Annotated in this window: 24 protein-coding genes; 9 read left to right on the top strand and 15 right to left on the bottom strand. The window is 58.6% G+C overall.

What is annotated here, in order from left to right:
* Positions 1–102 precede the first annotated feature (102 nt).
* Positions 103–1,074 (bottom strand): SDR family NAD(P)-dependent oxidoreductase, encoded by a 972-nt coding sequence (locus AC0L6S_RS17215; RefSeq protein WP_473425341.1) that lies wholly within the window; start codon positions 1,072–1,074, stop codon positions 103–105.
* 97 nt (positions 1,075–1,171) lie between these two features.
* On the opposite strand from AC0L6S_RS17215, the gene AC0L6S_RS17210 reads away from it, so the two are divergent.
* From AC0L6S_RS17210 to AC0L6S_RS17200, 3 genes are all read left to right on the top strand, one after another.
* Complete coding sequence (locus tag AC0L6S_RS17210; RefSeq protein WP_473425340.1) at positions 1,172–1,597, top strand: ion channel; 426 nt, start codon at positions 1,172–1,174, stop codon at positions 1,595–1,597.
* A 4-nt stretch (positions 1,598–1,601) separates the two neighbouring features.
* Entirely contained in the window at positions 1,602–2,024 is a 423-nt protein-coding gene (locus AC0L6S_RS17205; RefSeq protein ID WP_473425339.1) for a hypothetical protein, read from the top strand.
* Positions 2,025–2,111: 87 nt separating this feature from the next.
* A complete protein-coding gene (locus AC0L6S_RS17200; protein WP_473425338.1) occupies positions 2,112–3,548 on the top strand; it encodes a sulfatase in 1,437 nt (478 codons plus the stop codon).
* Between the two features lie 48 nt (positions 3,549–3,596).
* Here AC0L6S_RS17200 and selD read toward each other — a convergent pair whose 3' ends face one another.
* From selD to rdgC, 3 genes are read right to left on the bottom strand one after another with little or no spacing between them, the layout of a single operon-like run.
* Positions 3,597–5,813 (bottom strand): selenide, water dikinase SelD, encoded by a 2,217-nt coding sequence (gene selD, locus AC0L6S_RS17195; RefSeq protein WP_473425337.1) that lies wholly within the window; start codon positions 5,811–5,813, stop codon positions 3,597–3,599.
* A gap of 1 nt (position 5,814) precedes the next feature.
* A complete protein-coding gene (gene mnmH, locus AC0L6S_RS17190) occupies positions 5,815–6,909 on the bottom strand; it encodes a tRNA 2-selenouridine(34) synthase MnmH (protein ID WP_473425336.1) in 1,095 nt (364 codons plus the stop codon).
* 9 nt (positions 6,910–6,918) lie between these two features.
* Positions 6,919–7,824, bottom strand: a complete 906-nt coding sequence (gene rdgC, locus AC0L6S_RS17185; protein WP_473425335.1) for a recombination-associated protein RdgC — start codon at positions 7,822–7,824, stop codon at positions 6,919–6,921.
* Positions 7,825–8,043: 219 nt separating this feature from the next.
* On the opposite strand from rdgC, the gene AC0L6S_RS17180 reads away from it, so the two are divergent.
* Both AC0L6S_RS17180 and AC0L6S_RS17175 read left to right on the top strand, forming a co-directional pair.
* Positions 8,044–9,537: an FAD-dependent oxidoreductase gene (locus AC0L6S_RS17180; RefSeq protein WP_473425334.1), complete on the top strand. Its 1,494-nt coding sequence runs from the start codon at positions 8,044–8,046 to the stop codon at positions 9,535–9,537.
* Positions 9,534–9,974 carry a VOC family protein gene (locus AC0L6S_RS17175; RefSeq protein WP_473425333.1) on the top strand — a complete coding sequence of 147 codons (441 nt, stop codon included), beginning with the start codon at positions 9,534–9,536 and terminating at the stop codon, positions 9,972–9,974. The genes AC0L6S_RS17180 and AC0L6S_RS17175 overlap by 4 nt, the downstream gene beginning before the upstream one ends.
* Before the next feature lie 34 nt (positions 9,975–10,008).
* Here the strand turns inward: AC0L6S_RS17175 and AC0L6S_RS17170 are convergent, their stop codons facing one another.
* A complete protein-coding gene (locus tag AC0L6S_RS17170) occupies positions 10,009–10,746 on the bottom strand; it encodes a glutamine amidotransferase-related protein (protein ID WP_473425332.1) in 738 nt (245 codons plus the stop codon).
* A 144-nt stretch (positions 10,747–10,890) separates the two neighbouring features.
* Here AC0L6S_RS17170 and AC0L6S_RS17165 point away from each other — a divergent pair, with 144 nt between their 5' ends.
* Positions 10,891–13,137, top strand: coding sequence for a HEAT repeat domain-containing protein (locus AC0L6S_RS17165; protein ID WP_473425331.1), 2,247 nt, complete (start codon positions 10,891–10,893; stop codon positions 13,135–13,137).
* Positions 13,138–13,145: 8 nt separating this feature from the next.
* Here AC0L6S_RS17165 and AC0L6S_RS17160 read toward each other — a convergent pair whose 3' ends face one another.
* Positions 13,146–13,742 carry a YceI family protein gene (locus AC0L6S_RS17160; protein WP_473425330.1) on the bottom strand — a complete coding sequence of 199 codons (597 nt, stop codon included), beginning with the start codon at positions 13,740–13,742 and terminating at the stop codon, positions 13,146–13,148.
* A 216-nt stretch (positions 13,743–13,958) separates the two neighbouring features.
* Between AC0L6S_RS17160 and AC0L6S_RS17155 the strand changes: the two genes are divergently transcribed.
* Positions 13,959–15,122, top strand: coding sequence for a phosphatidylinositol-specific phospholipase C1-like protein (locus AC0L6S_RS17155; protein ID WP_473425329.1), 1,164 nt, complete (start codon positions 13,959–13,961; stop codon positions 15,120–15,122).
* On the opposite strand, the gene AC0L6S_RS17150 is transcribed toward AC0L6S_RS17155, so the two are convergent.
* The 6 genes from AC0L6S_RS17150 to AC0L6S_RS17125 form a co-directional block, all read right to left on the bottom strand.
* The gene (locus AC0L6S_RS17150; RefSeq protein ID WP_473425328.1) at positions 15,119–15,397 is read right to left on the bottom strand and encodes a hypothetical protein; all 279 of its coding nucleotides are present in this window, start codon (positions 15,395–15,397) and stop codon (positions 15,119–15,121) included. The two genes, AC0L6S_RS17155 and AC0L6S_RS17150, sit on opposite strands and share 4 nt — an antisense overlap.
* A gap of 17 nt (positions 15,398–15,414) precedes the next feature.
* Complete coding sequence (locus AC0L6S_RS17145; RefSeq protein ID WP_473425327.1) at positions 15,415–15,888, bottom strand: hypothetical protein; 474 nt, start codon at positions 15,886–15,888, stop codon at positions 15,415–15,417.
* Positions 15,889–15,983: 95 nt separating this feature from the next.
* The gene (locus AC0L6S_RS17140; RefSeq protein ID WP_473425326.1) at positions 15,984–16,442 is read right to left on the bottom strand and encodes an EVE domain-containing protein; all 459 of its coding nucleotides are present in this window, start codon (positions 16,440–16,442) and stop codon (positions 15,984–15,986) included.
* Positions 16,443–16,464: 22 nt separating this feature from the next.
* Complete coding sequence (gene parE, locus AC0L6S_RS17135) at positions 16,465–18,354, bottom strand: DNA topoisomerase IV subunit B (protein ID WP_473425325.1); 1,890 nt, start codon at positions 18,352–18,354, stop codon at positions 16,465–16,467.
* A gap of 72 nt (positions 18,355–18,426) precedes the next feature.
* Entirely contained in the window at positions 18,427–19,266 is an 840-nt protein-coding gene (gene cpdA, locus AC0L6S_RS17130; RefSeq protein ID WP_473425324.1) for a 3',5'-cyclic-AMP phosphodiesterase, read from the bottom strand.
* Between the two features lie 16 nt (positions 19,267–19,282).
* On the bottom strand, positions 19,283–19,744 hold the full coding sequence (locus AC0L6S_RS17125; RefSeq protein ID WP_473425323.1) for a DUF1249 domain-containing protein: 462 nt from the start codon (positions 19,742–19,744) through the stop codon (positions 19,283–19,285).
* A gap of 215 nt (positions 19,745–19,959) precedes the next feature.
* Here AC0L6S_RS17125 and AC0L6S_RS17120 point away from each other — a divergent pair, with 215 nt between their 5' ends.
* Positions 19,960–21,384: a TolC family outer membrane protein gene (locus AC0L6S_RS17120; protein WP_473425322.1), complete on the top strand. Its 1,425-nt coding sequence runs from the start codon at positions 19,960–19,962 to the stop codon at positions 21,382–21,384.
* A gap of 20 nt (positions 21,385–21,404) precedes the next feature.
* Positions 21,405–22,022, top strand: coding sequence for a class I SAM-dependent methyltransferase (locus tag AC0L6S_RS17115; protein ID WP_473425321.1), 618 nt, complete (start codon positions 21,405–21,407; stop codon positions 22,020–22,022).
* 17 nt (positions 22,023–22,039) lie between these two features.
* Here the strand turns inward: AC0L6S_RS17115 and AC0L6S_RS17110 are convergent, their stop codons facing one another.
* Genes AC0L6S_RS17110 through AC0L6S_RS17100 form a run of 3 tightly spaced genes read right to left on the bottom strand, consistent with a single transcriptional unit; the run spans position 22,040 to position 25,108 of the window.
* The gene (locus AC0L6S_RS17110; protein WP_473425320.1) at positions 22,040–23,116 is read right to left on the bottom strand and encodes a prenyltransferase/squalene oxidase repeat-containing protein; all 1,077 of its coding nucleotides are present in this window, start codon (positions 23,114–23,116) and stop codon (positions 22,040–22,042) included.
* Entirely contained in the window at positions 23,113–23,829 is a 717-nt protein-coding gene (locus AC0L6S_RS17105) for a class I SAM-dependent methyltransferase (protein ID WP_473425319.1), read from the bottom strand. The genes AC0L6S_RS17110 and AC0L6S_RS17105 overlap by 4 nt, the downstream gene beginning before the upstream one ends.
* Positions 23,816–25,108: a glycosyltransferase family 4 protein gene (locus AC0L6S_RS17100; RefSeq protein WP_473425318.1), complete on the bottom strand. Its 1,293-nt coding sequence runs from the start codon at positions 25,106–25,108 to the stop codon at positions 23,816–23,818. The genes AC0L6S_RS17105 and AC0L6S_RS17100 overlap by 14 nt, the downstream gene beginning before the upstream one ends.
* Between the last annotated feature and the right edge of the window lie 38 nt (positions 25,109–25,146).

Genomic DNA, 25,146 nt, shown 5'->3' with positions numbered 1-25,146 from the left:
TTCAAGCTGCAGACTATAAGGGCTGTCTGGCGGAAATTACATCCCTTTTGCAGTACATTTATACATGCAATATTGTCACAAATTTGCGGGAGAACTGCGGGCTCAGCTGACACTAACAAGCCAGTCTTGTGTCTGCCGCCACAGCCGGGAGGCGGCATCCGCGTCCAGACTGTCTGCACTGGAGGGGGTGATTTCGCAATTGACATAGTAACCGCCGCTATCGGCCGCCGGTGAGCTGGCACAGTGAATCTGTGTTTGAGCACCCTCTGCAGCGCTCGCCATCATCAGGCGCTCCAGCGGGGCGGCAACCTTGCGGAACAGCTCGATCAGGGCGTGCCCCTGCAGCCCCTTGCTCGCAACGTTGGTATAGCTACCGCTGCGACCACCGGGATGCAGGCTGCAAGTCACCAGATTATCGCTGGCGTGAAAGCGCCGGTGCAGTTCATTGGTGAAATGAATCAACCCCAGCTTGGACAGACCGTAAGCCTGCCAGGATTCATATGTCCGGTCGGCATCAAACATCAGCTCGTTCGAACCGCGGGTATGCAGTTGCGATACCACATTAACCACTCTGGCTTCACCAACACCGCGACCCGTTTGCAGCAGCAACGGTAGCAACTTGTGGGTCAAGTGCACCGTGCCCAGATAATTGGTCCGCCATTGGATCTCTATGCCATCAGCGCACAGCCTCGGCTCCTTCCAACGGGACAGCAGATCGAGGTGTATACCAGCATTGTTCACCAGCACATCCAGGCGCTGGCCGTAGCTGCACTCATACCATTCGCTGAACGCATTGACCGAATCGGCACTGGACAGGTCCAGCAGATGGCCGTCGACTCTACCCGCTGTTGCTCCCTGGGCCAGTTCGGCATTCAGTGCGGACACGACATGCTCAACAGTGCGCCGTGTGGTCACGATCACGGTTGCACCCCACCGGGCAAGCTGCAGTGCGCTTGCATACCCCAGGGAACCAGCACTGCATCCAGTGACAATAATATGTTTACCGGTGAGGTCATGGCGCTGTGCGACAGGTGTCGACACAAAGGGTTTTCGGAGTAATTCTCGCAGGGTCATAGCTACAGCTTCCACAAACTAATTGCAGCACTTCGTGCCGGACTGTAAATCAGGGTACAGTATGTGCCAATAATTAGCCGCAGGGAGATGCGGATCGATGATTGTTGTCTTTGCTGTCAACATGGCCATTATTGGCATCGCAGTGATGATTCACTACGAGTTTCTGCACCGGATCACCCTGTTGATGCCGAAAATGACGATAAGGCATCGCTTTCGCATCGTGTTGGGCGTATTTCTGGCGCTTATAGCACACACGGCGGAAATCTGGATATTCGGAATCGCCTACTATCTGATGAACAAAGATCAGGAGTGGGGTTCCCTGACAGGACAAACCGACGGCAGCCTGCTGGACAGCGTGTATTTTTCCTTCACCTGCTACTCCACGCTGGGTGTCGGCGATATCGTCCCTGTTGGCGACCTGCGCTTCCTCGCCGGGCTTGAATCCCTGACCGGTCTGGTGCTGGTTACGTGGACCGCATCCTTTCTCTACCTCGAAATGACCCGTTACTGGGATGGGAAATAGCAACGTGAACGTCAGGAACTGTCATTTGATCGTGGGTGGGCTGGGACTGATCCTGTTCGCACTTCAGGGCCAGTACATGGCGCGGGTACTCGGTGTTGAACTCCTGCCTGACGCATCGCGGATGATGTATCGCTCGGCGCATATTTATTTTTTGCTGGTTAGCGCAGCGAATATCGGCATCGGCTACAGCCTACCGGCAGGCGCAGCCATCAACGTCCTGCAACGTATCGTGAGTACCATTTTCCTGATAGCTCCCGCACCGCTGCTATACAGTTTTTTTACCGAGTCCACAGACGCTGGCCTCGAACGCCCGGTGGCCAGCATCACCCTCTATCTGATCTTCGCAGCAGCGGTGCTGACGGTACTGCATGAGATCTATCGCCGATTTAGAGGTCGCGCCAGCAACAATGGAAATGAGCACCTCTAGCGTTCTACAGCAGGATTTTTATCCATGCTATGCTGCCTGAAAATTATGCACCTGCAACTTTCCCCAATATTTAACATCTAAGCTGCTATGGATATTCACCGAAGACAACTGCTGGCCGCAGCCGCTGCCGCTGCCGCAGCAGCCCTCGTAGGCTGCTCCGACTCCGGTTCCGGCAAAGCCGGAACTGTGGACACAGGCACCGGTATCAAACCGAACCACAACGGAGATAACGACACACCCGGTAAACCCGTGTTGGGCGACAGACCCAATATCCTGATGTTGTGTATCGACGATTTGAACGATTGGGTGGGTTATCTCGATGGACACCCCGGCGTCTACACGCCCAATATTGATCGCCTGCGGGCCCAGTCGTACTCATTCAATCGCGCCTACTGTTCTGTGCCAGTGTGCATTGCCAGCCGCGCATCTGTGATGTGGGGCTTGAGTCCTGAATCCACACGGGTGAATGACAGCGAGGATAACGCCGCCTACACACAATTGTTACAGTCCCGCGAGGTGCGCGCGCTACCGCAGTTTTTTTCCGAGGCGGGTTACGAGACGCTGTCCACCGGAAAAGTGTTTCACTGGGGGATGGGTACCAAGCGTTTCTGGGATGTTTACCAGCCCTACAAGGAAGCGGGCGCGACCTTTGGAGAGCACGGCACACTCTTTGACTACGGCGTGATGCAACCCGGAGAAGTCCACACCGACCAAATCTCAGCGAATTTCGCGATCGAACATTTGAAAGCAGAGAGAGCCCAACCCTGGTTCATGGCCATCGGCCTCTACCAACCACATCTTCCCTGGCGGCTGCCACAGTGGGCCTTTGATCTGCACCCGATCGACAATGTCGTACTACCCGAAGTGCGTGAGGATGACCTCGACGATCTTCCTGATGACGCGGTGGAGCTTGCACGCAGCCCCGTTGCCAATATCAATGGCATCGAGAAAACCCAGAACGAACTCGTGATGAAATCCGGATTATGGCCCCAACACGTGCAGGCCTATCTCGCAGCGTGCAGCCACACCGATGCCATGGTCGGACAAATACTGGATGCGCTGGATAATAGCCCCTACGCGAACAACACCGCGGTTGTCCTGTGGTCAGATAACGGCTATCACCTGGGCGAGAAGTTACACTGGCGCAAAATGGCCCTGTGGGAGCGTGCAAATCGTGTGCCCCTGCTCATTCGCGCCCCCGGTATACTTGAGGCCGGCGGAAGTTTCGATCTACCGGTGAGCCTGCTTGATCTGGCTCCGACGCTGACCGATCTTGCCGGTATTCCCCAGCCCGAGCAGTTTGAGGGTTCCAGCCTGCTGGGCATTACACCTGAGATCGCGGCACAACGCCCCGCAGAAATGCGCTGGGGCGATGCGCTTTCGACGCGTATTGGAAAGTGGCGCTGGACGCGCTATCCCGATGGCGGAGAAGAGCTATACGATCTCTCCACTGACCCCCAGGAGTACAACAACCTGTTGGGGAAGACAGGGAAACACCAAGGTGGTCTGGACACACTCATCTAGGCTCGCGGCTTAAGCGCACCTCCAAACAGCGCCGCCCGCGCCCGGCCGTTACTCCAGCACCACATTCGGCGGGGCACCCGCTGTCGGCGCAGTCACTTCTCCAATAATAGTTGCCTGCCCGTATCCGCTTCTGCGCAGCGCATCGCACAGCGCCTGTGCACTCTCCGCGGGCTGGGCGATCAATAACCCGCCACTGGTCTGCGGATCAAACAACATCTGCAACCGAGCCTCGTCCACGGGCGGGGCATGCTGCAGGATACTCCCGCCACTTTGCACATTGGCGGCGTGCATGGTGCTTACCCTGCCAGCACGAAGGTGATCCAGCGCGCCATCGAGCACGGGCAACCGCGACAACACAAGACGCGCACCGTACTCACCCGCCAGCATTTCCGTCAGGTGCCCAAGCAGCCCAAAGCCGGTAATGTCGGTGCAGGCTCTGGCACCGCGTGCCAGCGCCAGTTGCACTGCTTCCCGGTTGCCCCTGAGCATCGCTGCGGTTGCAGTGTTCACATCGCGTCCGTCGGCCACAAGCTGCATATGGGCCGCAAACAGCGTTCCGGTGCCCAGCGCCTTGGTCAGCACCAGGCGGTCGCCGGGTTGGGCGCCAACCTTGGGCAACAATTCTCCAGCGCGCGCCATTGGCACTCCGTTAACAACGAATCCGATGCCCAGCTCTGTCCCCTGCATACTGTGCCCGCCCAGCAGGCGACAATCTGCGGCGGCAAATTCGTGCAGGGCACCAGCCAGCAACTGCCCCAGATCGCGCTGCAACATAGCACCACTTGCATAGGGCAGTGTTATCGCCGCCAGCGCAGAGACGGGCCGCGCCGCGCAGGCATAGAGATCACTGAGCGCATGCTGTGCAGCAATGCGCCCCATCTGCCAAGGATCTGAAACGATCTCGCGCAGCACATCCAGACTCTGCACCACAGACACGCCCTCGGTGGTGGGCAGAACCGCGACGTCATCACCAGTCCCTGTGCAGTGGCGCGGGAAATCGCGCTCGAGCTGTGCCAGTGCTAATCTGAGCGCATCAGCGCCGACCTTGGCGCCACAGCCACCGCAGACAGCCTGCTGAGAGGCCTGCTGCACCTCCGGCAATGCGTCCCGCGTACCGCGCGCCATGCTGCGCGGTAGATCCACGAAGCGGGCCATAAACTTCCTGTCTATCCAGTCCTTCCAGCGCCATACCCAGTGGCCCGTCGCGGTGAAGATGCCCTTGTCGGCTGTCGCAATTCTTTTGCCCAGCGAGAGCAGGGAGAGGAATCGCTGCTGGGGCCGGTGTTCCCGCAGCGTGTTCTGCAGTACAAGAGCGCGCAGGTTATCTGCCAGAACGGGGCCCTGTCGCACCGCAAATACTCCGGCTTTAGGGCGCGGATGATTGACCTGAGTTGCGATATCTCCGGCACCGAACACACAGTCATCGTACGTTGACTGCAAGGTATCGCGCACCGCCAGAAAGCCCTGTTCATCGGTCGCTAGACCGCTGGCGACAACCCAGGGCGCCGGAGCAGCGCCGGTACACCAGAAGAGTTCATCGTAGTTAGCCTGCGTACCGTCGGTCAATGTGACCTGCTGGTGGTCCACTGCGGCGATACGCGCGTTGCAGTGCACTCCGATCCCGCAGGCATGTAATTGCGCCATCACCGAAAGCCTGGCACGGGCACTATAACCCGGCAAAATTTCGGGAGACGCACACCACAGATCAAAGCACACCGGCTCGGCCTGAAGTCTGTGGGCCATTGCCAACACCAGCTCCACGCTACCGGCACCGCCGCCGACCACCGAGAGTTGCACAGTTTCACCCGATGTGCGCTCGCCGAGGCGCCAGCAAAGATTCTGCCAGCGCTGCCACAGCTGAGCCACGGGCTTGACCGGCGTGGCGTGTTCGCGTGCACCGGGCACAGTATCGAGCTCCGGTTGGGAGCCGATATCGATGCTGACCACATCGTAGGAAATTGCCGGGCGCCCGGCCAGTTTCAAACACTTTTCGCCGGGATCGAGACCGATAACTTCGGCGGTTATGAAGCGGGCACCCGCCCACTGGCACAGGCGCGCCAGATCGATGTGCGATTGCTCGAAGCTGTAGTGCCCCGCGATCAACCCGGGCAGCATCCCTGAATAGGGGCTGTGGCTGGCCGGTGAGATCAGCGTAATGCGCAGGCCCGCTACAGGCGCCATGGCCATCATGCGCAGCGCCAGCACATGGCTGTGACCACCGCCCACCAGCACCAGATCGCGACTCAGCTGTGTTGCAGGCTCCACGTTATGCGCCCTGCTGCGCCCAGTCCAGAACAGCCTCGCGGCCACCGCTGAACAACAACTCGCCCGCGCGTTTCGACAACTGGTATTCGTACATAGGATCGTAGTATTTCTCTAACAGCAGGGCGATCCAGTGCCGGTGCCAGTATGAATCTCCCGTCTGCCACTGTCGCTCAAACGCCAGGTTCATCATTTCGTTGATCTGCTGACAGCGCAGCCCCCCGAGCCGTTTGCTGATCCTGTCGAGGCCCTGCTGCAGTTTTTCACAGTGCAATTGCGCACCCGCCTCTGCATACATCAGCGCATAACGCCTGCCCAGATCCACAATATAATCCTCAATAACAACGTCCACCCGCTCTTCCAGGCTCTGCTCTACTACCACCATCGGCGCGAGTCGCATTTTCTCGCGCAGCGACTCCGGCAGCGCCAGCGACCCGATAAGCCGCCCCTCATCTTCCAAAAATATGGCCTGCTGTCCTCTGGCCAACAACCGCATCAACGCGATGCTCAGGCCATTCTCAAAATCTATCTGGCTCGGCTGCGGCGACAGCATATGACCGAAGCTGGAACCTCTGTGATTGGCGAGGCCTTCCAAATCGACCGCGCGTGCCAGCCGCGAAATCACGCGTGTCTTGCCGGTGCCCGTTTTACCGCTCACCAGAACAATGGATGCCTGTTCCAGTGAGCGCTCCAGTTCCTCCAGCAAAAAGCGACGCATCGCCTTGTAGCCACCGATAACCAGTGGGTAGTCAACACCTTTATCGCGCAGCCACTGCTGTACTGTTTGCGAGCGCAGGCCGCCGCGAAAACAGTAAAGGTAACCATCCGGATGTTGCCGTGCAAAACTTAACCACCGCTGCAGGCGCTGTGCTTTGGTTTCACCGGCAACCAGCCGATGTCCCAGTTCAATCGCCGCCTCCTGACCCTGCTGCTTGTAACAGGTTCCGACCTGGGCGCGTTCATCGTCGCTCATCAGCGGTAGACTGAGCGCCGAGGGAAATGCGCCCCGTGCAAACTCTGCCGGTGCGCGCATATCCATCATCGGCGTTGGCCGCAAGAACAACGCGCGGTAGTCGTCGGTGTCAGAACGCTCTGGCATGGCCGGTGCTTATTCGGCCTCGCCGCCAAACAGCGCGAGCACACGTTCCTGCAGGCTGGTAATCGCATCCGCCATCAGTGCGAAATCAGCATCCAGGCGCGCTGCTTGATCGGCTTCGGGAATGTCTTCGTTCTCTTTCATCAATTCGTCCGCGAATTTGAGGCGACGCAGGCACAGGTCTTCGGCCAGCAGCAATGACAGCCGCTCATCCCAGTTCAGTGCCAGACGGGCGACCTGCTTGCCGGCATTGAGATGAGTCTCCACTTCTTCGCTGAGCAAATCAACGCCGCGACAGCGCACCACACCGCCCTCTTCGCCGGGGTCGCGTAGCTCGCATTCCTGGCCCAGTTCAAAATCATCGGGCAGATTGCGGTGCATCAACCAGGCGGTCATCACTGCCGAGGGCGCATTGTTCACCTGTGGCAACAACGCTGGGAAGCTGCCGATACATTCACGCAGCAGGTTCAGCAATTCCTCGGCACGGCTGGCACTGGCGGCGTCCACAAAAATCCAGTTGGCTTTCACATCGATATAGGCGTACACATTGGTGGAGCGACTGAACGCGCGGGGCAGGCAGTCCTGCACGATTTCGTCTTTCAGCGTCAGCCGCTCCTTGCGATACACCTTGCGCCCCTGAGCGGACTCAATATCCGCCACTTTTTCCTCCAGCTGTTCGCGCACGACGGTGGAAGGCAGCAGTTTTTCCTCGCGCTTCAACTTAAGGAGGATGCGGCCGGCGGCGGCGTGCACCAGTTCCTCGGACTCCTCGCCCAGCGGCGGCACCCAGCCGAACGCCAGCGCCTGTGATTTGGCACAGGGTACAAAACTGCGCGGGGCAAGCTTTTCCCCCAACGCTTCCGGCGAGAGGTCAAAGGGCTTGGTTAGTCGGTATGCGCGAATATTCTTGAACCACATGGGCAATCATTTCCTCGGGGAAAAGCGGTGGATTGTACCCCAGCGACGGGCCAATACCAGCGCGTTCGGGCCGCGCCGTCGCGGCAAGAAAGCCATGGCCCGTACAAATTGTTAACCCGTGCGGCCTCCATCGCCGTTGTAAGGCCGGCGTGAAACCGCTTTAATCGCCTATCCCAAACTCGATTACACCGCACGCGCCCCGTACCAAGGAAGCCAGTAATGTCCGATAACACCAAAACCAGCCCCTCCCGACCGCGCAAGATCCGCGACGTTAAGCACTGGGACATGGAAACCGATATTGCCATCGTCGGCTTCGGGGGCGCAGGCGGCTGCGCAGCCATTGAAGCGGCGGATGCGGGCTCCAGCGTCACCATCTTCGAGGTAGCCAGTGCCAGCGGCGGCTCCACCGCGATGTCCAGCGCGGAAATCTACATGGGCGGCAACGGCGGCACACGGGTCCAGCAGGCCTGCGGCTTTGAGGATACCACCGAGGACATGGTCACCTACATGATGATGGCCGCAGGACCGCAGGCGGACGAGGCAAAAATCCGCAACTACTGCGAGAACAGCCGCGATCACTTCCAGTGGCTGGTCGACATCGGCGTACCGTTCAAGGACAGCTTCCACAAAGAGCGCGCCATCATGTGCCTGACCGATGACGGCCTGCTCTACACCGGCAGCGAGAAGGCCTATCCATTCGCACAGCACGCCAAGCCCTGTCCGCGCGGTCACAACCTGTATGTGGAGGGCGACAACGGCGGCCCGCTGTTTATGAAGATCGTGACGGAGAACGTCGAGAAGCGCGATGCGATCTCGGTCGAGTACGAAACCCGTGCGCTGACGCTGATCCTGGATGAAGAGGACGAGGTGGTCGGTCTGGTGGTGCGCAAGGACCAGCAGGAACTGAACGTGCGCGCCCGCCAGGGTGTCATTCTCTGCGCCGGGGGGTTTGTGATGAACGAGGAGATGATCCGCAAATATGCACCCATGCTCACCCGCGGCAATACGCCGATTGGCAACCCCGGTGATACCGGCACCGGCATATTGATGGGTATGGCTGTCGGCGCGGCGGCGATAAACATGCACGAGGGGTTTATCACTGTTCCCTACTACCCCCCGGCCAGCATGACCTGCGGCATTGTGATCAATGACCAGGGACAGCGTTTCATCAATGAAGACGTCTACCATGGACGCCTCGGCGCCTTTATACTGCAGCAACAGTCTGAGCGCTTTTATTTCATCCTCACGGTTGACCAGTACGGAGACTACGAACGCGTCAGTTACATGGGCGCCGATGTCGCCGGCACCGGCGAGTCTGTAGAAGAGCTGGAGCAGGAGCTGGGCTTGCGCGAGGGCACGTTGCAGCAGACGCTCAAGGTCTACAACGAGGACTGTGCCAAGGGCGAAGATACACAGTGCCACAAGGCCGCCGAATGGCTGGAACCGCTTAAGCCGCCACTGGTGGCACTGGATATCACGCCCGGAAGAGGGACGTTTTTGCCTTACTTCACTCTCGGGGGGCTGGACACGCTACCCACGGGCGAGGTGGTCAACCCGCAGCGAGAGGTGGTTCCCGGGCTCTACGCAGCCGGTCGCACGGCCTGCGGGGTGGTGCGGCGCGCCGAGGGTTACAGCAGTGGCATGTCGGTCGGTGATGCGACATTCTCTGGCCGCATGGCGGGCAAACAAGTAGCACAAAGGAAACGACGATGAGATACCTGCATACCATGGTGCGCGCACGCGACCTGGATGAAACACTCGACTTCTATTGCAACAAGCTGGGGCTGGTTGAGTTCCGCCGTTTCGACAGCGAAGCAGGGCGGTTTACACTGGTGTTTCTCGCGGCCCCCGGTGATGTCGAGCACGCCGAACAGAACCAGAGCCCTGCGGTCGAAATCACCTGGAACTGGGACCCGGAGGAATACGATGGCGGGCGCAACTTCGGGCACCTGGCGTATAGCGTCGATAATATATACGAGCTTTGCCAACGCCTGATGGATAACGGCGTGGTGATCAATCGCCCACCGCGCGACGGACACATGGCATTCATCCGCTCACCGGACGGTATCTCTATCGAGTTATTGCAGGCGGGCGATGCGTTGCCACCCCAGGAGCCCTGGGCTTCCATGGAAAATATCGGCAGCTGGTAATTCGTTGGTGGGGCAGCCGTTATGTCGTCCTGCACTACTTTGAGCTAAAACCCGCACTCAGATTCCACTCCTGGCGTTCAAAGAACTTTCGGATCCAGCGCGCGATGCGCTGGCCTTCATGCGTGCCCTCCAGTGAGGCCATGCCGTCGCTGTATGCCTCCTCGCCGATGACCTCTCTCCTGAAAGTCATGATGCTGCGGGAGTACTCCGGTACAAACTCCGGGTGACCCTGAAACGTCAGGATATGATCGCCGATCTGGGTTACCGCATTCTCACAGAACTCACTGCCCGCGAGCACCCGCGCGTCACTGGGTACCTCCATCACCTGATCCTGGTGGCTGACCAGCACATTGAGCTGTGCGTCGCCCTGATCGTGCCATGTCGGCGTAGCCGTAAAAGTGTGTTTGTGCAGACCGACACCCCAGCCCTTGGGTGACTTCGCCACCTTGCCCCCCAGCGCCAGGGCAATTAACTGGTGACCAAAACAGATACCGACCAGTTTCTTGCGCCGGCGGTGCAGTTCGCGAACAAACTCCATCAGTGTGGTGATCCAAGGCTTATCATCGTACGCACTGGACTTGCTGCCGGTGATTAAATAGCCGTCGACTTCGTCGATATCAGCGGGGTACTGGCCCAGCTCGACATCGTATACGGCAAATTCCAGATCGGGATCAACCTGACTCAACAGGGCGATAAACATATCCGGATATTCGCCGAATTCAGGCACCCACTCAGGTCGCACCGCGTCTGTTTTCAATATGCCCAGTTTCATCGTTCGTCTATGCACTCGTTGGTAGGTGTCACGCCCGCAACATTTGCGCGGCGAATGCGCAATCATAAGCAGCGGCCCTCATACTGTCCATAATGAGAGCGGGCTGGTAATGTGTGCGCTTCGATCACTACAGGTAATCTCAACGTGCTGCTCCCCCGTATTTCCCTGATGTTGCTGTTGCTGTGCAGCAGCGCGGTCAATGCATTCACAGGCTCGGAATCCTGCCGGGCTTGTCACGCAGATGAATATACCGCCTGGCAGGGCTCCCACCATGATCTGGCGATGCAACTGCCCACTGAGAACACGGTGTTGGGCGATTTCGACGATGCCAGTTTCACTTACAACGGCATCACCACCCGGTTCTTTCGCAGAGGCGACAAGTTTATCGTCAACACCGATGGCGAAGACGGCGAGTTGCAGGACTTTGAAGTCGCCTATGTGTTCGGCGTAGAGCCGCTGCAACAATATTTGCTGCCACTGTCGCGCGGTCGACTGCAGGCGCTGAGTATTGCCTGGGATTCGCGGCCCGCAGCCGAGGGTGGACAGCGCTGGTACCACCTCTACCCCGAGGAAGCTATCGACTATAAAGATCCACTGCACTGGACGGGCACCTACCAGAACTGGAATACCAGTTGCGCCGAGTGTCACAGCACCGATCTGAAAAAGAACTACACCGCCGCCACGCGCTCCTTTGACACACAATTCGAAGAGTTGAATGTCGGTTGCGAGGCCTGCCACGGTCCCGGTGAAAAACACGAGGCGCTGGCGCGGGAAGACAAACTGCAGGACGCCGAAAATGGCGGCTTTCCCACTGCGCTGGCACAGCGCGGCACTTGGTCATTGGCAGAGAACACGCATATTGCCCGGCGTACCAGCGCGCTTGAGTCGGATGCACAAATCGACAGTTGTGGCCGCTGCCACTCGCGCCGCGGCACGTTGGGGGACTACCACTACGGCGCCGATTTGCTGGATACACACCGTCTGTCCATGCCGCAGTGGCCGCTGTACTACCCGGACGGGCAGATTCTCGACGAGGTTTACGTGTACGGCTCGTTCGTGCAGAGCAAAATGCACCAGGCCGGCGTTGTTTGCAGCAATTGCCACGAGCCCCACAGTCTGCAACTGCGCGCGCCGGGCAATGCTGTGTGTGCCCAATGCCACGTGCCGGCCCAGTATGACAGTGTGCAGCACCATCATCACCAGGAGGGCTCTGCAGGCGCCGAATGCACCAACTGCCACATGCCGGAAACCACCTATATGGGTGTCGATCCACGCCGCGACCACAGTATGCGCGTACCGCGCCCCGGCCTGAGTATGGTGATGGGCACGCCCAATGCCTGCAACCAGTGTCATGTGGAGGAGGATGCCCCCTGGGCTCTGGAGGCGCTGCGACAGTGGGGCGTCAAGTTCCGCGATACCGGCACGCACCCAGCGCGCGCCTTTCAACGCATCGCGCAGGGCGACACCCGGGTGGTGCCGCAACTCGCCCAGATAGCCGCCGATTCGAGCATGGCCCCGATCTGGCGGGCGACCGCAATGGAGGCTCTCGGCGAAGTCGGGGGAGGACAGGCACTGCAGGCAGCGACGCAGATTCTCTACGACGATGACCCCATGCTGCGCGCCAGCACCGTGCGCGCGCTGGCCTTCCTGCCACTGCAACAGCGCATTCAGTTGCTGGACCACTTAATGGATGATCCGGTCACTGCAGTGCGCATGGAAGTGGCGTCCTCATTGGCAGGAGTTCCGCTGGAACAGGTACCGCCCGAGCAGGCGGCAAAACTTCGCGCCCTGTTCGACGAGTACGTCAGTGTGCTGAGCCAGGACGCCGATATGCCCGGGGTGCAGTTGCAGCTGGGTATTTTCTTTGTCACCCGCGGCGATCTGCAAGCTGCGGAAGCCGCGTACCGCGAAGCGCTTTACCTCAACCGGCAGATGGTGCCGGCCTACCTGAATCTCGCTGATTTACTGCGCGCCCAGGGCAAGGATGACGCGGCCCGCGAACTGCTGCTGCAGGCGCTGGAAGTGGCCCCTGAGAACGGCAATACACTGCACGCGCTGGGCCTACTGGAAACGCGCAGCGGACAACCGGAGGCGGCACTGAAGTATCTGCAGCAGGCGGCAGAACTGGAAACGCAGGGAACGCGCCATCGCTTCGTCTATGGCATCGCACTGCACGACCTCGGACAGCCCGAAAAAGCTATCGTGCAACTGCAGGCATTGTTGCGCAGCGTGCCGCAGAGCGAGGAAGTGCTGCTGGCATTGACAAACTACAGCGCTGAACTGGGCCAGCGTGAAAACGCGCTGCGCTACGCCAAAAAGCTGACGGAATTAGCGCCGCGCAATCGTAACTACCAGCAGTTGTACCAGAGCCTGTCAGGCAATAGCCCGTGACAGGCGCGTCAGGGCACCTTCACAAACTGCAGTTGCAATGTCACCGGAACGGCGGTGCTGATCGCTTGTAGCCCCGCCACTTTTTGCAGGGCCGCCACGCCTGCGGTGAGGTCGAAATCTGCGGCGTTAACCAGCACCGGCGTTGCGCTGATGACGCGCAATCGGTTTTCGCTTTCACCGATAATCACCAGCGCGGCATTGAGCACCTTTTCCTGCCCATGCAGCGACACGGTAACGGGGAGCTCTGCGGTTACAACACCGCCTTCCGCGGCCATCGCGAGCATGCCCGGCTCAACCTCAGCACTGACCGTTGCCAGCGGGAACTTCACGGTCTCAAATAACATTTCACGCATGCGCTCATTGCGAATGTCTATCATCGTCTGCACACTTTCCAGTTCAATCGTCACCTGTGCATTCCCGGCGGCGCCGACATAACCCTGCAATGACGAGAAGCTGTGAACCTCGGCAACACCGTTGTTCTTGATAGAAACAAAGTTGATGCTCGAGTTCGCGCTGTCGAGTTCCCAGTCAGCCTGTGCCATTGCACTGGCGGCGACGAAAAGTGCCCCGACTACGAGGTGTTGAAATGTCCGCAATAGTTTCACCGTACTACTCCTGTGATCGCTTGGTTGAAGATGGCATCTGGATGCCCAATGATTGTATCGCAAACCTGTCAAAGCGCGAGCGACAACCGCTGCCGCCATCATCGCCATCACAGGTCCTATGGCCTCACGGGCAGGCCACCTTAGCGAACGCTATCATTTTGCCCTGAAAAATGACTAAATACACACTGCCCGGCAACAAGCATCAAAGGAGAACATATGGCATTTCCCCTTCAGTTTACCGGAACACCTTTACGATTTGTTTACAGTGCACTGCTGGGTGTAGTGCTGTTGCCGCTGCTAGCCTGCAGTGATACCTCCAACTCCAACAACGATGACACCGCCGCCAGCGACAACACCCTGATGAACCAACTGCAGTATCTGGGCACCCACAACAGTTACCACGTGCGCGCCAGGCAGGATTTGTTTGATGTATTGTTGGGCTTTCTCCCCGATCTGGCGCCCACGCTGGATTACTCGCATGTGCCGTTGCAGGAGCAGTTTGACACGCAGGGGATACGCCAGATTGAGCTCGATGTGTTCGACGACCCGGACGGCGGGCTGTATGCCAACCACCTGGTCAGGACCGTGTTCGGGGAAAGCGCCGCTTCTGGAATCGCTGAGCTCGACGAGCCCGGCCTGAAAGTCCTGCACGTGCAGGAGATCGACTACGAGACAACCTGCTATACGTTTGTCAGCTGCCTCACGGAAATCAAGAACTGGTCGGACGCCAATCCACGGCACCTGCCCATCATGGTGCTAGTGGAGGTCAAGGATGAAGCCATCCCGGATCCGCTCAACCTCGGCTTTGTCACCCCCCTGCCATTTGGCATAGACGCACTGAATCGCGTCGATGCCGAGATACACAGCGTATTTCCGCGCGAGCAGTTGCTGTTACCCGACGATGTACGCGGCGACGACGTCACGCTGGAACAGGCTGTGCTGAGTCGCGGCTGGCCGCCGTTGTCACAGGCGCGCGGCAAAGTCCTGTTTGCGCTGGACAACTCAGGCAGCCCGCTGGAGAACTACATAGCTGGACACGCCTCGCTGGAGGGTCGCGTGCTGTTTACCAATTCACCTCCGGGCACGCCAGAGGCAGCATTTATGAAGCGCAATAACCCATTGTCCAATCCCGGTGAAATCGAGTCACTGGTGGAGCAGGGTTATCTGGTGAGAACCCGGGCCGATGCCGAGACAGAGCAGGCGCGGACCAATGATACAACGCAGCGCGATGCAGCGCTGGCCAGCGGCGCCCACTATATCAGCACCGACTATCCGGTACCGAATCCGGAATTCAGCGAGTACCAGGTAACCCTGCCCGGCGGTGGCGTAGCGCGCTGCAACCCGATCAACCCGGGTGACTGCGACCCCGATGTCCTTTAGCGGCGTTTCTGTTTGCGTAACTTGAGGGTCTGCAGCAGGCATTGCCTGATCCACTGTGTCGTCTTGCGATCCAGACCGCGCAGATCCTCCACCACCAGTGCCTTGTCATCCAGCAGGCTGTAAAGCCTGTCGCTGCGTATCTCGAGGCGGATGTAACCCTCAGATCCCGGTTGTGTCGCCGCGGAGCGCGGGCAGGTCTGCGCGGTAATCCCGTAGCGGCCTGTGCCAACGGTATGCCCCGTTGGCTCCAGCGGTTCGTCTGGTGGCAGCCGCATCGTCACCTCCACAGCTGCTAGTGCAACACCATCGAGCCCCGCCTAACTGGGGGCACAACCGCATGAAGAACCGGCCTGGTGTTTTCACCGATGTGCCTGCGAGCACGGTTGAGCCGGGTGATTTCATGATAGAGAGTGACTTCGAGCTCCGGTGAAATGCTGTAGCTGACCTCTTTGCGCAAGCGATCAATCGCAATTTGATACAGCTCTATGCAGCTCTGCGTGAGTTGCAAATGCTCCAGCGTCGATAGCAAACCGTCCAGCGTCCTGATAAACCAACGCGCGGCATCGGCCGGCTCTATCGCGCGGGTGGTCAGCAGAATCTCAGCGGTCTCGAACGCGCATCCCATGTGCGCAAGCGCATCCTTGAATTGCCCTCTCTGGTATAAGTTCCAGCCGGTCTCATAGCCATTCGCGCAAGCGTGAAAAGCCTGATGTGGCTGGGTTTGCAGCCACTCTCGGTGGTTGGCACATAAAAATCTAAGCTTCATAGCGATACGCTCCGGGTTTCCTAGTGGATTTTCAGAGAGTACAGCGGCCTATTCTTAAATGCAAATGATTCTTATTTGCGTAATGATATTAGGACTCAGCGAACCAACGCGTGCACCGCCTTCCACTGCCTGACAGTCACAGGAGCGATAGAGAGCCGGCCCTGTTTGAATATACTCAGGTCGGCAGTGGCCGGGTGTGCCTTAAGGACTTTGGTGGGTATGACCTCGGGAAACTTTTCCAACAGGCGCACATCCACACAGTACCAGCGCGGCTCATCGGCGGTGGCCTTGGCATCGTAGTATTTGCTGTCGGGGTCGAACTGCGCCGGATCGGGGTAGGCCGCTTTCACCACTTCCATGGTGCCGGCCACACCGATCTGCTTACAGCTCGAGTGGTAGAACAGCACTTTATCGCCCTTGCGGACGTTGTCGCGCAGGTTGTTGCGCGCCTGGTAGTTGCGAATGCCATCCCAGCGGGTTGTCTGGCGCGGGGATGCCGCCAGGTGGTCTATGCCGAATTCATCGGGCTCGGATTTGAATAGCCAATAGTTCAATGCATCCCCTCCCTGCCGCTCTCTACAATGCGACTTCTGCCAGATCTCCCTTCTCTTCCAGCCACGCTTTGCGATCCGCGGCGCGTTTCTTGGCCAGCAGCATGTCCAGCATCATATTGGTGCCGTCACCGGCATCCAGTTTCAGGCGGACGAGGCGCCGGGTATCCGGGTCCATCGTCGTTTCACGCAATTGCAGCGGATTCATTTCGCCCAGCCCCTTGAAGCGCTGCACGTTGACCTTGCCCTTTTTCTTTTCTGCTTCAATGCGATCTAGCACGCCGTCTTTCTCCGCTTCATCCAGCGCGTAGAACACTTCCTTGCCGACGTCGACGCGATACAGCGGGGGCATTGCGACATACACATGCCCGGCAGCCACCAGCGGCCGGAAGTGCTGCACAAACAGCGCGCAAATCAGGGTGGCAATGTGCAACCCGTCGGAATCCGCATCGGCCAGAATGCAGACCTTGTGATAACGCAGGCCCGAGAGATCGTCGCTGGCCGGATCGATGCCCAGCGCGATGGAAATATTGTGCACCTCCTGCGACGCAAGAATCTGCTGGGAATCCACTTCCCAAGTGTTGAGGATTTTGCCGCGCAGCGGCAGGATGGCCTGGAACTCGCGATTGCGCGCCTGCTTCGCCGACCCTCCGGCGGAATCACCCTCGACCAAAAACAGTTCTCCGCGGGAGGCATCACCACCGGAACAATCCGCCAGCTTGCCCGGCAATGCGGGCCCGGCTGTCACCTTCTTGCGCGTCACCTGCTTGGCCAGGCGCAGGCGCCCCTGGGCATTGCTGATGCACAGTTCCGCCAGTTTCTCCGCCTCCTCGGTATGCTGGTTCAGCCACAGGCTGAATGCATCCTTAACCACCCCGGAGACAAATGCCGCCGCTTCACGCGAGGAGAGGCGCTCTTTGGTCTGGCCGGAGAATTGCGGGTCGCCCAACTTCGATGACAGGACGTAGCAGCAGCGATCCCATATATCGTCCGGTGCGAGCTTGATACCACGCGGCAGCAGGTTACGCAGTTCACAAAATTCGCGCATCGCATCGAGCAGGCCCGTGCGCATACCGTTGACATGCGTGCCGCCCTGTATCGTGGGAATCAGGTTCACGTAAGATTCCGCCACCACTTCGCCGCCCTCGGGCAGCCATTGCACCGCCCAGTCGACGGCAGAATTACTGCTGCTGAAGCTGCCTACAAATGGCTCCTCAGGTACCGCCGGATACTCGCTGGTCGCACTTGCGAGGTAATCGGTGAGCCCTGCCTCGTAGTACCACTCCTCCGACTCGCCTTTCTTCTCATCCTTGAACTTGACCCGCAGCCCCGGGCACAGCACGGCCTTGGCGCGCAGCACATGGCGCAGGCGGGAGAGGGAGAACACCACGGAATCAAAATATTTTGGGTCGGGCGTAAACGTCACCGTGGTGCCAGTGTTGCGCTTGCCGCAGGTGTCGATGACTTCCAGTTCAGTCTGCTTCTCGCCGCCGGCGAATGTCATGCTGTAGACATTGCCGTCGCGACGGATCTGCACCGTGAGCGCGCTGGACAGTGCGTTAACCACCGACACCCCCACACCGTGCAGGCCGCCGCTGAACTGGTAGTTCTTGTCGGAGAATTTGCCGCCCGCGTGCAGCGTGCTGAGTATCACCTCCACGCCGGGCCTGCCCTGTCCCGGGTGAATATCCACCGGCATGCCGCGACCATTGTCCGACACCGTCACAGAACCATCCTTGTTCAGGCTGACACTGATTTCGCTGGCGTGACCGGCCAGGGCCTCATCGACACTGTTGTCGATGACCTCCTGCGCCAGGTGGTTCGGGCGGGTGGTATCGGTGTACATACCGGGGCGTTTGCGCACCGGCTCCAGTCCCGTGAGGACTTCGATGTCTTGGGCGGTATATTGGCTCATTACTCTAACTTTTCATGGTTTACAGAAGGATTGCGGCGGGCCCATTGTACAACGAGCGCTGCGCAAGGCGAGCTATAAGTAGCCACCCGAATCGAGTTCTACCTCGAAATGTACATTGCGCACCCTGGATACGGCTGACTCAACACGGCCATCGTCGTGTAATTCCAGCCAGCGGTAGCCGGGTGGCTGGTCGTCGGCCTTGAAGTTCTCACAACCGGCGGCAAACTGCACACAGGTGGACGGTGACGCCAGCAGTCGCACGCCGTTGCGCTGGCGGTCAATCTCCTGGTGAACATGGCCCCACACCACAGCGCGGACGCCCGGAAAACGATCCAGTACCGAGAAAAAGGCATCAGCATCCGACACCATTTGCTCGTCCAGCCAACCGCAACCGATGGTCACCGGCTGGTGGTGCAGACATACCATGGTGTGCAGCTGCTGCGCCTGAGCCGCCGCAAGAGCACTATCCAGCAGCGCCAGTTCGCCTTCGCCCAGTTGACCCCCGACCTGACCAGGCACCTGGGAGTCCAGCAACAGTATCTGCCAGCGGGCCACGCGGATTTCCTTACAGAGGCGGTCGGGGCGGCTGGCGGCCGCCTGCATGGCTTCGCGGTTGTCGTGATTGCCCGGCAACCAGTAGTTGTCACTACTGAGCTGATCGAAATAGCCCTGCAACCGGTCATACGCAGGGCGTGCGCCACCATCAGACAAATCCCCGGTGCCCAGCAGCAAGTGTAAGGGCGGTCGCTCTTGCTTGACCAGATCAATGACAGCCTGCAGGGAGTGATCGGTATCCATGCCAAGCAGCGTCCCGCCGTGCATCTGGCACAAATGGGTATCGGTCAACTGCACCACCTGTACCGGGGTATCGGTGGTATCGATATACTGAATATTGTGCTGGAACAAAGACATCGGAGTACTGCCGAAACTAACCGGATCTGGAATCCGCCGGGGACACACCGAGATCGAGTGCGGCGCGTCCGGTTTGCAGGCAGTGCTCTAGCCAATCTGCCAGAAAGCGATTCTGCTGGTACTTTTCATCCTGCGCAAACATCTGTTGGTTGGGGTACTGATAGCGTGCCGCGACCTTGCGGGACGACTGAAACACCATGACTTCCAACATGCGCATATCGTGATAGGCGCGTACCTCCACGCGCAACTGACCCAACCAGCGCGAATCGGCGCGCTGCTGGTGCAAATGAAAGATCGTGGTATAGCGGCAGCGCTCGGTGACCGTCAGTCGGACTTTCGCTGAACCCACCAAAAGATCGTGTGAATTGCAGTTTTCATAATCGGGAAAAAGTCGCAAAAGACGAACATAGTTGGCATCACAAATGGCATGCAGCTCTGTTAAATCAAGCTTGAATGGCTTTTTCTTCAGTCTCTGCACTAGCGTTCCCGGGGGCTTCGTCCCTTTCTATGCCTTTAACTATTGCCGGGGCACGGGCAGAAAGCGCCGGCACTCCACGTCAAACCGATAATCTAAGATCGCACAAACCACGGGGAACTGCACCTTTTCATTGCTGTTTCGCTGTATGCATCACACACCGGAGGCTGTTAAACTGCGGCTCACCAGGAAAGTTACGTATCTTCGGGGACTATTGCATGAAAAATCTGCTTGTCGCGCTTTCGTCGCTGACATTCTCGCTTTGTTGCGTCAGTTTGCAGGCTGATTCACTCAGAGATATCTACGAGTTGGCACTGGAAAACGATGCCCAGTTGAAAGCGGAGGAAGCAACCTATCTGGCCAGACGTGAAACAGAGAATCTGGCACGATCGGCGCTGTTGCCACAGATTTCCACTGCGTATTCCTACAGGGATGTGGACCTCGATACGGATTCACAGACCATCCTGTCTGACAACGACGACAACATCATAGTGGGCAAGAGCTCTTCTACCCGTAAAACGGATACCGATGGCTACACCATTTCCCTCAATCAGGCCCTATTCGATTTGTCCGCGTGGTTCAGCTTCCAGTCGGGCAAGGAAGTCACCAAGGAAGCCGAGGCCACCTTCGCCGCCAACCAACAGAATCTCATCGTCAGGGTAGTCGAGGCATATCTGCTGGTGCTGCGGGCGCAGGACAACCTGGCGGCCTCCCAGGCCACAGAGCGCGCGTTCGAGCGCCAGCTGGAACAGACCCAGCAGCGCTTCGAAGTCGGCCTTATTGCGATTACTGATGTGTACGAGGCACAGGCCGCTCGCGACTTGGCCCAGGTCAACCGCATTGTCGATGAGAATAACGTGTCTGTGGCACTGGAGCGGCTGCAGGTGTTGACCGGCCAGCCCCAATCCAACCTCAACGTACTGGTCGATGATTTTAAAATCCTGCCTCCGGACCCAGTAGACCGAGCGGCCTGGGTGGATTTTTCCCTTGCGAACAACTTCGAGTTGCAGGCGGCCCGCTACAGGCAGGAGGCGTCGAGGCAGAATGCCAAGGCCTTCCAGATGGAACATGCGCCAGTGGTCAGTGGCACCTACGAGTATAATGACTACGATGTTAGCGGCAGCGTCAACAGCAACCCGACGAGTGTGTTCGAAACACAACCGGACAGCAGTTCCAACGAAAACGCCTGGCAGATCAGTGTCACCCTGCCGCTATATAGTGGCGGTGCCATCAGCGCCAACCGGCGCAAGGCGGCGCAGGAGTACAATGGCGCGAAAGAGCAGTTGATAAACCTGCAGCGCAATACGGTAACCAACACCCGCTCTCTGCATATGACCGTGTTAAGCGACGTAACGCGTATCGCCGCGCGCAGACAGAGCATCGTATCGTCAAGAAGCTCTCTTGACGCCACGCAAGCCGGCTACGAAGTGGGCACACGCAACGTGGTCGATGTGCTGAACGCACAGAACACCCTGTTCCAGGCAGAGAGGGATTACGCCAACAGCCGCTATGATTATATTCTGAACATGATGCGCCTTAAGGAGCAGGCCGGCCTGCTTAGCCCGCAGGACATCATCAAGCTGGATTCATTTCTGGTACCGCCCACCGCCCCTACCGCAACCTCGGTAACCGCGCCCAAATAACGGGGACAAAGCCACATCTCATGATCCCCGACCTGCCCGATGACATCGACAAGATAAAGGGCTTTCTCGCTGAAGACGAGGCGCAGGCGCTGTACGATTACGCACTGCAACTCAGCCCTTATGGCCCGGTGCTGGAAATTGGCAGCTACTGCGGCAAATCCACCATCTATCTGGGGCTGGCCTGCCGCAGGCACAACAGCACAGTGTTCGCGCTGGATCATCACCGTGGGTCCGAGGAACACCAGCTCGGTGAGTTTTTCCACGACCCCGCTCTGTACGATGCGGGAGAGGGCGTGATGGACAGCTTCCGCGAGTTTCGCAGTAATATTCGCCGCGCCGGGCTCGATGAGGTAGTGGTACCCGTGGTAGCGGGATCAGAGGCCGCCGCACGTCACTGGCAAACACCGCTGTCGATGGTGTTTATCGACGGCGGTCACAGCATGGACGCTGCGCTTACAGATTACCGCTGCTGGTCGACCCATATAATGCGTGGCGGCGTGCTGGCGATTCACGATCTGTTCGACGATGCGCACGAGGGCGGTCAGGCACCCTACGCGGTCTACCGCATGGCGCGTGCGTCGGGTTTGTTTGAGGATCTCGGGCAGGTCAACAGTCTGGGCTTGCTACGCCGTTTATAACGCGCAGTTCAACAACCCTAGTCGACCTGTATGCGTCGTGCACGCTCTTCTTCGCGTTCATCGAGCAGCCGCACACTGCAAAAAAGCCCAGATGCTGCAGTGTGTTTGGTGAGGGCATCTGCCGCCAGCAAAATAGCTCCTGCAGTCCAGGTGGGCCTCTCATCCGGCCACAACAGATCTTCCACCAGTTGATAGCCGGTCCAGTAGGAACCGTCGCTGGTGCGCCACTGCTGCAGCCAGCTATAAACCTCCACCGCGCGCGCATGATCACCGGCAGCCAATAACGACATCACCAGCTCACAGCTCTCCGCGATGGTCACCCACGGCTCCTGCTTTTCACAGCGGCAACCGAGGCCGTCCTCGACAAATTCATCCCATCGCGCCGCCAGGCGTGCACGCGCTTCAGCACCGGTGAACACGCCCGCCAGCACCGGATAGAACCAGTCCATTGAATAGCGCGATTTACTTTCCCAGGTGCGGTCAAACCGCTCTGGTTTGTTTCTCAGGGCGTTGCCTAACCGGGTGCGGGCACTCAACCAATGAGCGCGATCCTCTCCCAGGGTGACTGCAATATTGTGCCCACACTCCAGGCTCTTGTAGATGGAGCTACAACCAGTGACCAGCGCATCGCCTTTGGGTTGCCCAGCGCCATCTACTGCCCAGTCGATTTCACCGTGGCGTGACTGCAGCGCCAATACGAAGCCTATGGCTTTGTCGACAACGGGCCACATGGCCTGCAAAAAATCGCTGTCGCCACTGATTAAATAGTGGTGCCACACACCGGTGGCAATATAGGCGACGAAATTTGATTCGCGCCGGTTGGCATTATCGATAGCATCACCACGATAGGAGGCCCACCAGCTGCCGTCCTCAAGCTGCTTGTCCGCCAGCCATTCGTAAGCCTTGCGCGCTGCGTCCAATTCCCCGCCAATGGATAGACCCATCGCAGATTCCACATGATCCCAGGGGTCGGTGTAGCCGCCCTCAAACCACGGGATTTCACCGCTCTCGCGCTGACAATCCAGTATAAAATCCACGGTAGGTCGCAGAAACTCTTCTGGAAACAGCCCCGGACTGAGGTATAAACCACTCATGACGCGGCCTCCTTACGAAAGTACATCACCACGCTCTTGCCCATGATGGGGTTCATGCTTTTCTCCAATATCCTTGTCAGCGCGGGACTTTTCATCATGTCCCATACCAGTAGGCGGTGATACTGCTTCACCAGCCAATTGCTGTCCTGAGTCTGCCAGAAAAGGCATTTCAGCCACCAGAAAGGAACGTGCAGGGCATGTGCCCAGTGGCGTGAATAATGGGTAAAGCCCAGAAATTCAATTTCGCCGCGCAACTCATCACTGCGGAATATGCGCAGGTGGCCGCCGGGTACGTTGTAGTAAGCATCGCTCAACGCCCAGCATATTTTTTCCGGCCAACGGCGCGGGACACTGGCACAGAACAGACCGCCGGGCTTGAGCACTCGCTCTATTTCGCGCAGCGCACCGTGGTAGTCGGGGATATGCTCAAGCACCTCACTGCAAATAACCTTGTCGAAGGTATTGTCGGCAAAAGGCAGCGCCAGCGCACTGGCCGTAGACAAGCCAAAAGATTTCGCTTCGTTGTCCGGCTCAGCGAAACCTTCAAAGCGATCACGGGTAATTTTCAGGTCGTCGAGCGATAGATCCACTCCGACAGCGTGAATATTTCCCTCCGCGTAGGCGCTGATAACATGGCGCCCTTCGCCACACCCCAAATCCAGAACTGTATCACCCGCCTCCAGTGGCAGACGCTGGAAATCAACTGTTTTCATATGCCAACACCTGTCGGTAGTACTCGGTCATCTGTGCGGCACAAACCTGCCAGCAGAAATTCTCTTCGATACGCTGTTTGCCGCGTGCACCCAGCTCAGCGCGTCGCTGTGGATCCTGCAGGAGTGCGTCAACGGCCCCTACCATGGCATCGACATTTTTCGCCGGTACAATCACGCCGGCATCGCCGACCACCTCAGGCAGTGCGCCACCGTCGGTCGACACCACCGGTACGCCACAGGCCATCGCCTCACCTGCCGGCAGCCCGAATCCCTCATAGACAGAAGGCACAACCGCGATCGCGGCCTCCGCATAATACTGCACCATCTGTTCGGTGGTAATGCCTTTGACGAACTGCACCTTGTCGACCAGGCCCAAACGTTGCACAAGTTGTTCCGTCTTACCGCCCGGGTTGGGCTTGCTGACCAACAGCAACTCCAAATCGGGATATCGCTCCAGCAACCGCGCATAGGCGTGCAACAGATATCGCAAACCCTTCAGCGGCGCATCGGCCGAACAGGTCGCCATCAACCGCATCGGGTTGCGCTTCACACTCGGTATCGGTTTGAACGCCTCGATATCAATACCATTGTGGGCCAGGCTAATGCCAGCGGGCTGCAGGCCGAAATCGCGGGCGATGTCCTGCCTCGAACAATCGGAAACCGTGACAATATTGCGCAGCTGCTTGACGACTTTTTTCTGCATATTCAAAAATGAGTGCCAGCGCCGTATCAACAAACGCTCCCGCCAGGTGCGGGCAGCACCCAGTGCGATGCGCAAATCACTGGTGATGGGGTGGTGAATAGTTGTCACCAGCGGCAGGCCCATCTTCTGGATTTCCAGCATACCGTAGCTGAGGCTCTGGTTGTCATGAATCAGGTCATAGTTGTGACCGTGCTGGCGCAGGTACTTCACCGCGCGCCGACCGAATGTCATGGGCTCGGCAAAGCCGCCCGTGAGCTGGCTGCACCACTCTATGATATTGGTAAAAGACTTCAGGTGGTGCGTGCGCAGTGACCGCAGCCCATTCTCAAACAAATCCAGGCTCGGCAGCTGGATCAGGCGCACCCTCGGGTCCAGGTGCGGATAGGGCGGCCCGGAGATCACATCGACAGTGTGACCGGCATCCACCAACGCCTTGCTGAGGTAGCGCAGGTAGACACCCTGGCCACCGCCATGCGGCTGGCTGCGATAGCCCAGCAGGGCTATACGCAATGGGCGTTCGGCCACCTGCACAGGAACGCCTGACGTCCCGGTGATGGGGCTCAACTTGTCCTGCACTTTACCAGAATGCCAAATAACGGCGTCCTCAACTGTCA

The organism is Halioglobus sp. D3-4 (assembly GCF_055809315.1).
This window is presented reverse-complemented; position numbering and strand designations above follow the sequence as displayed.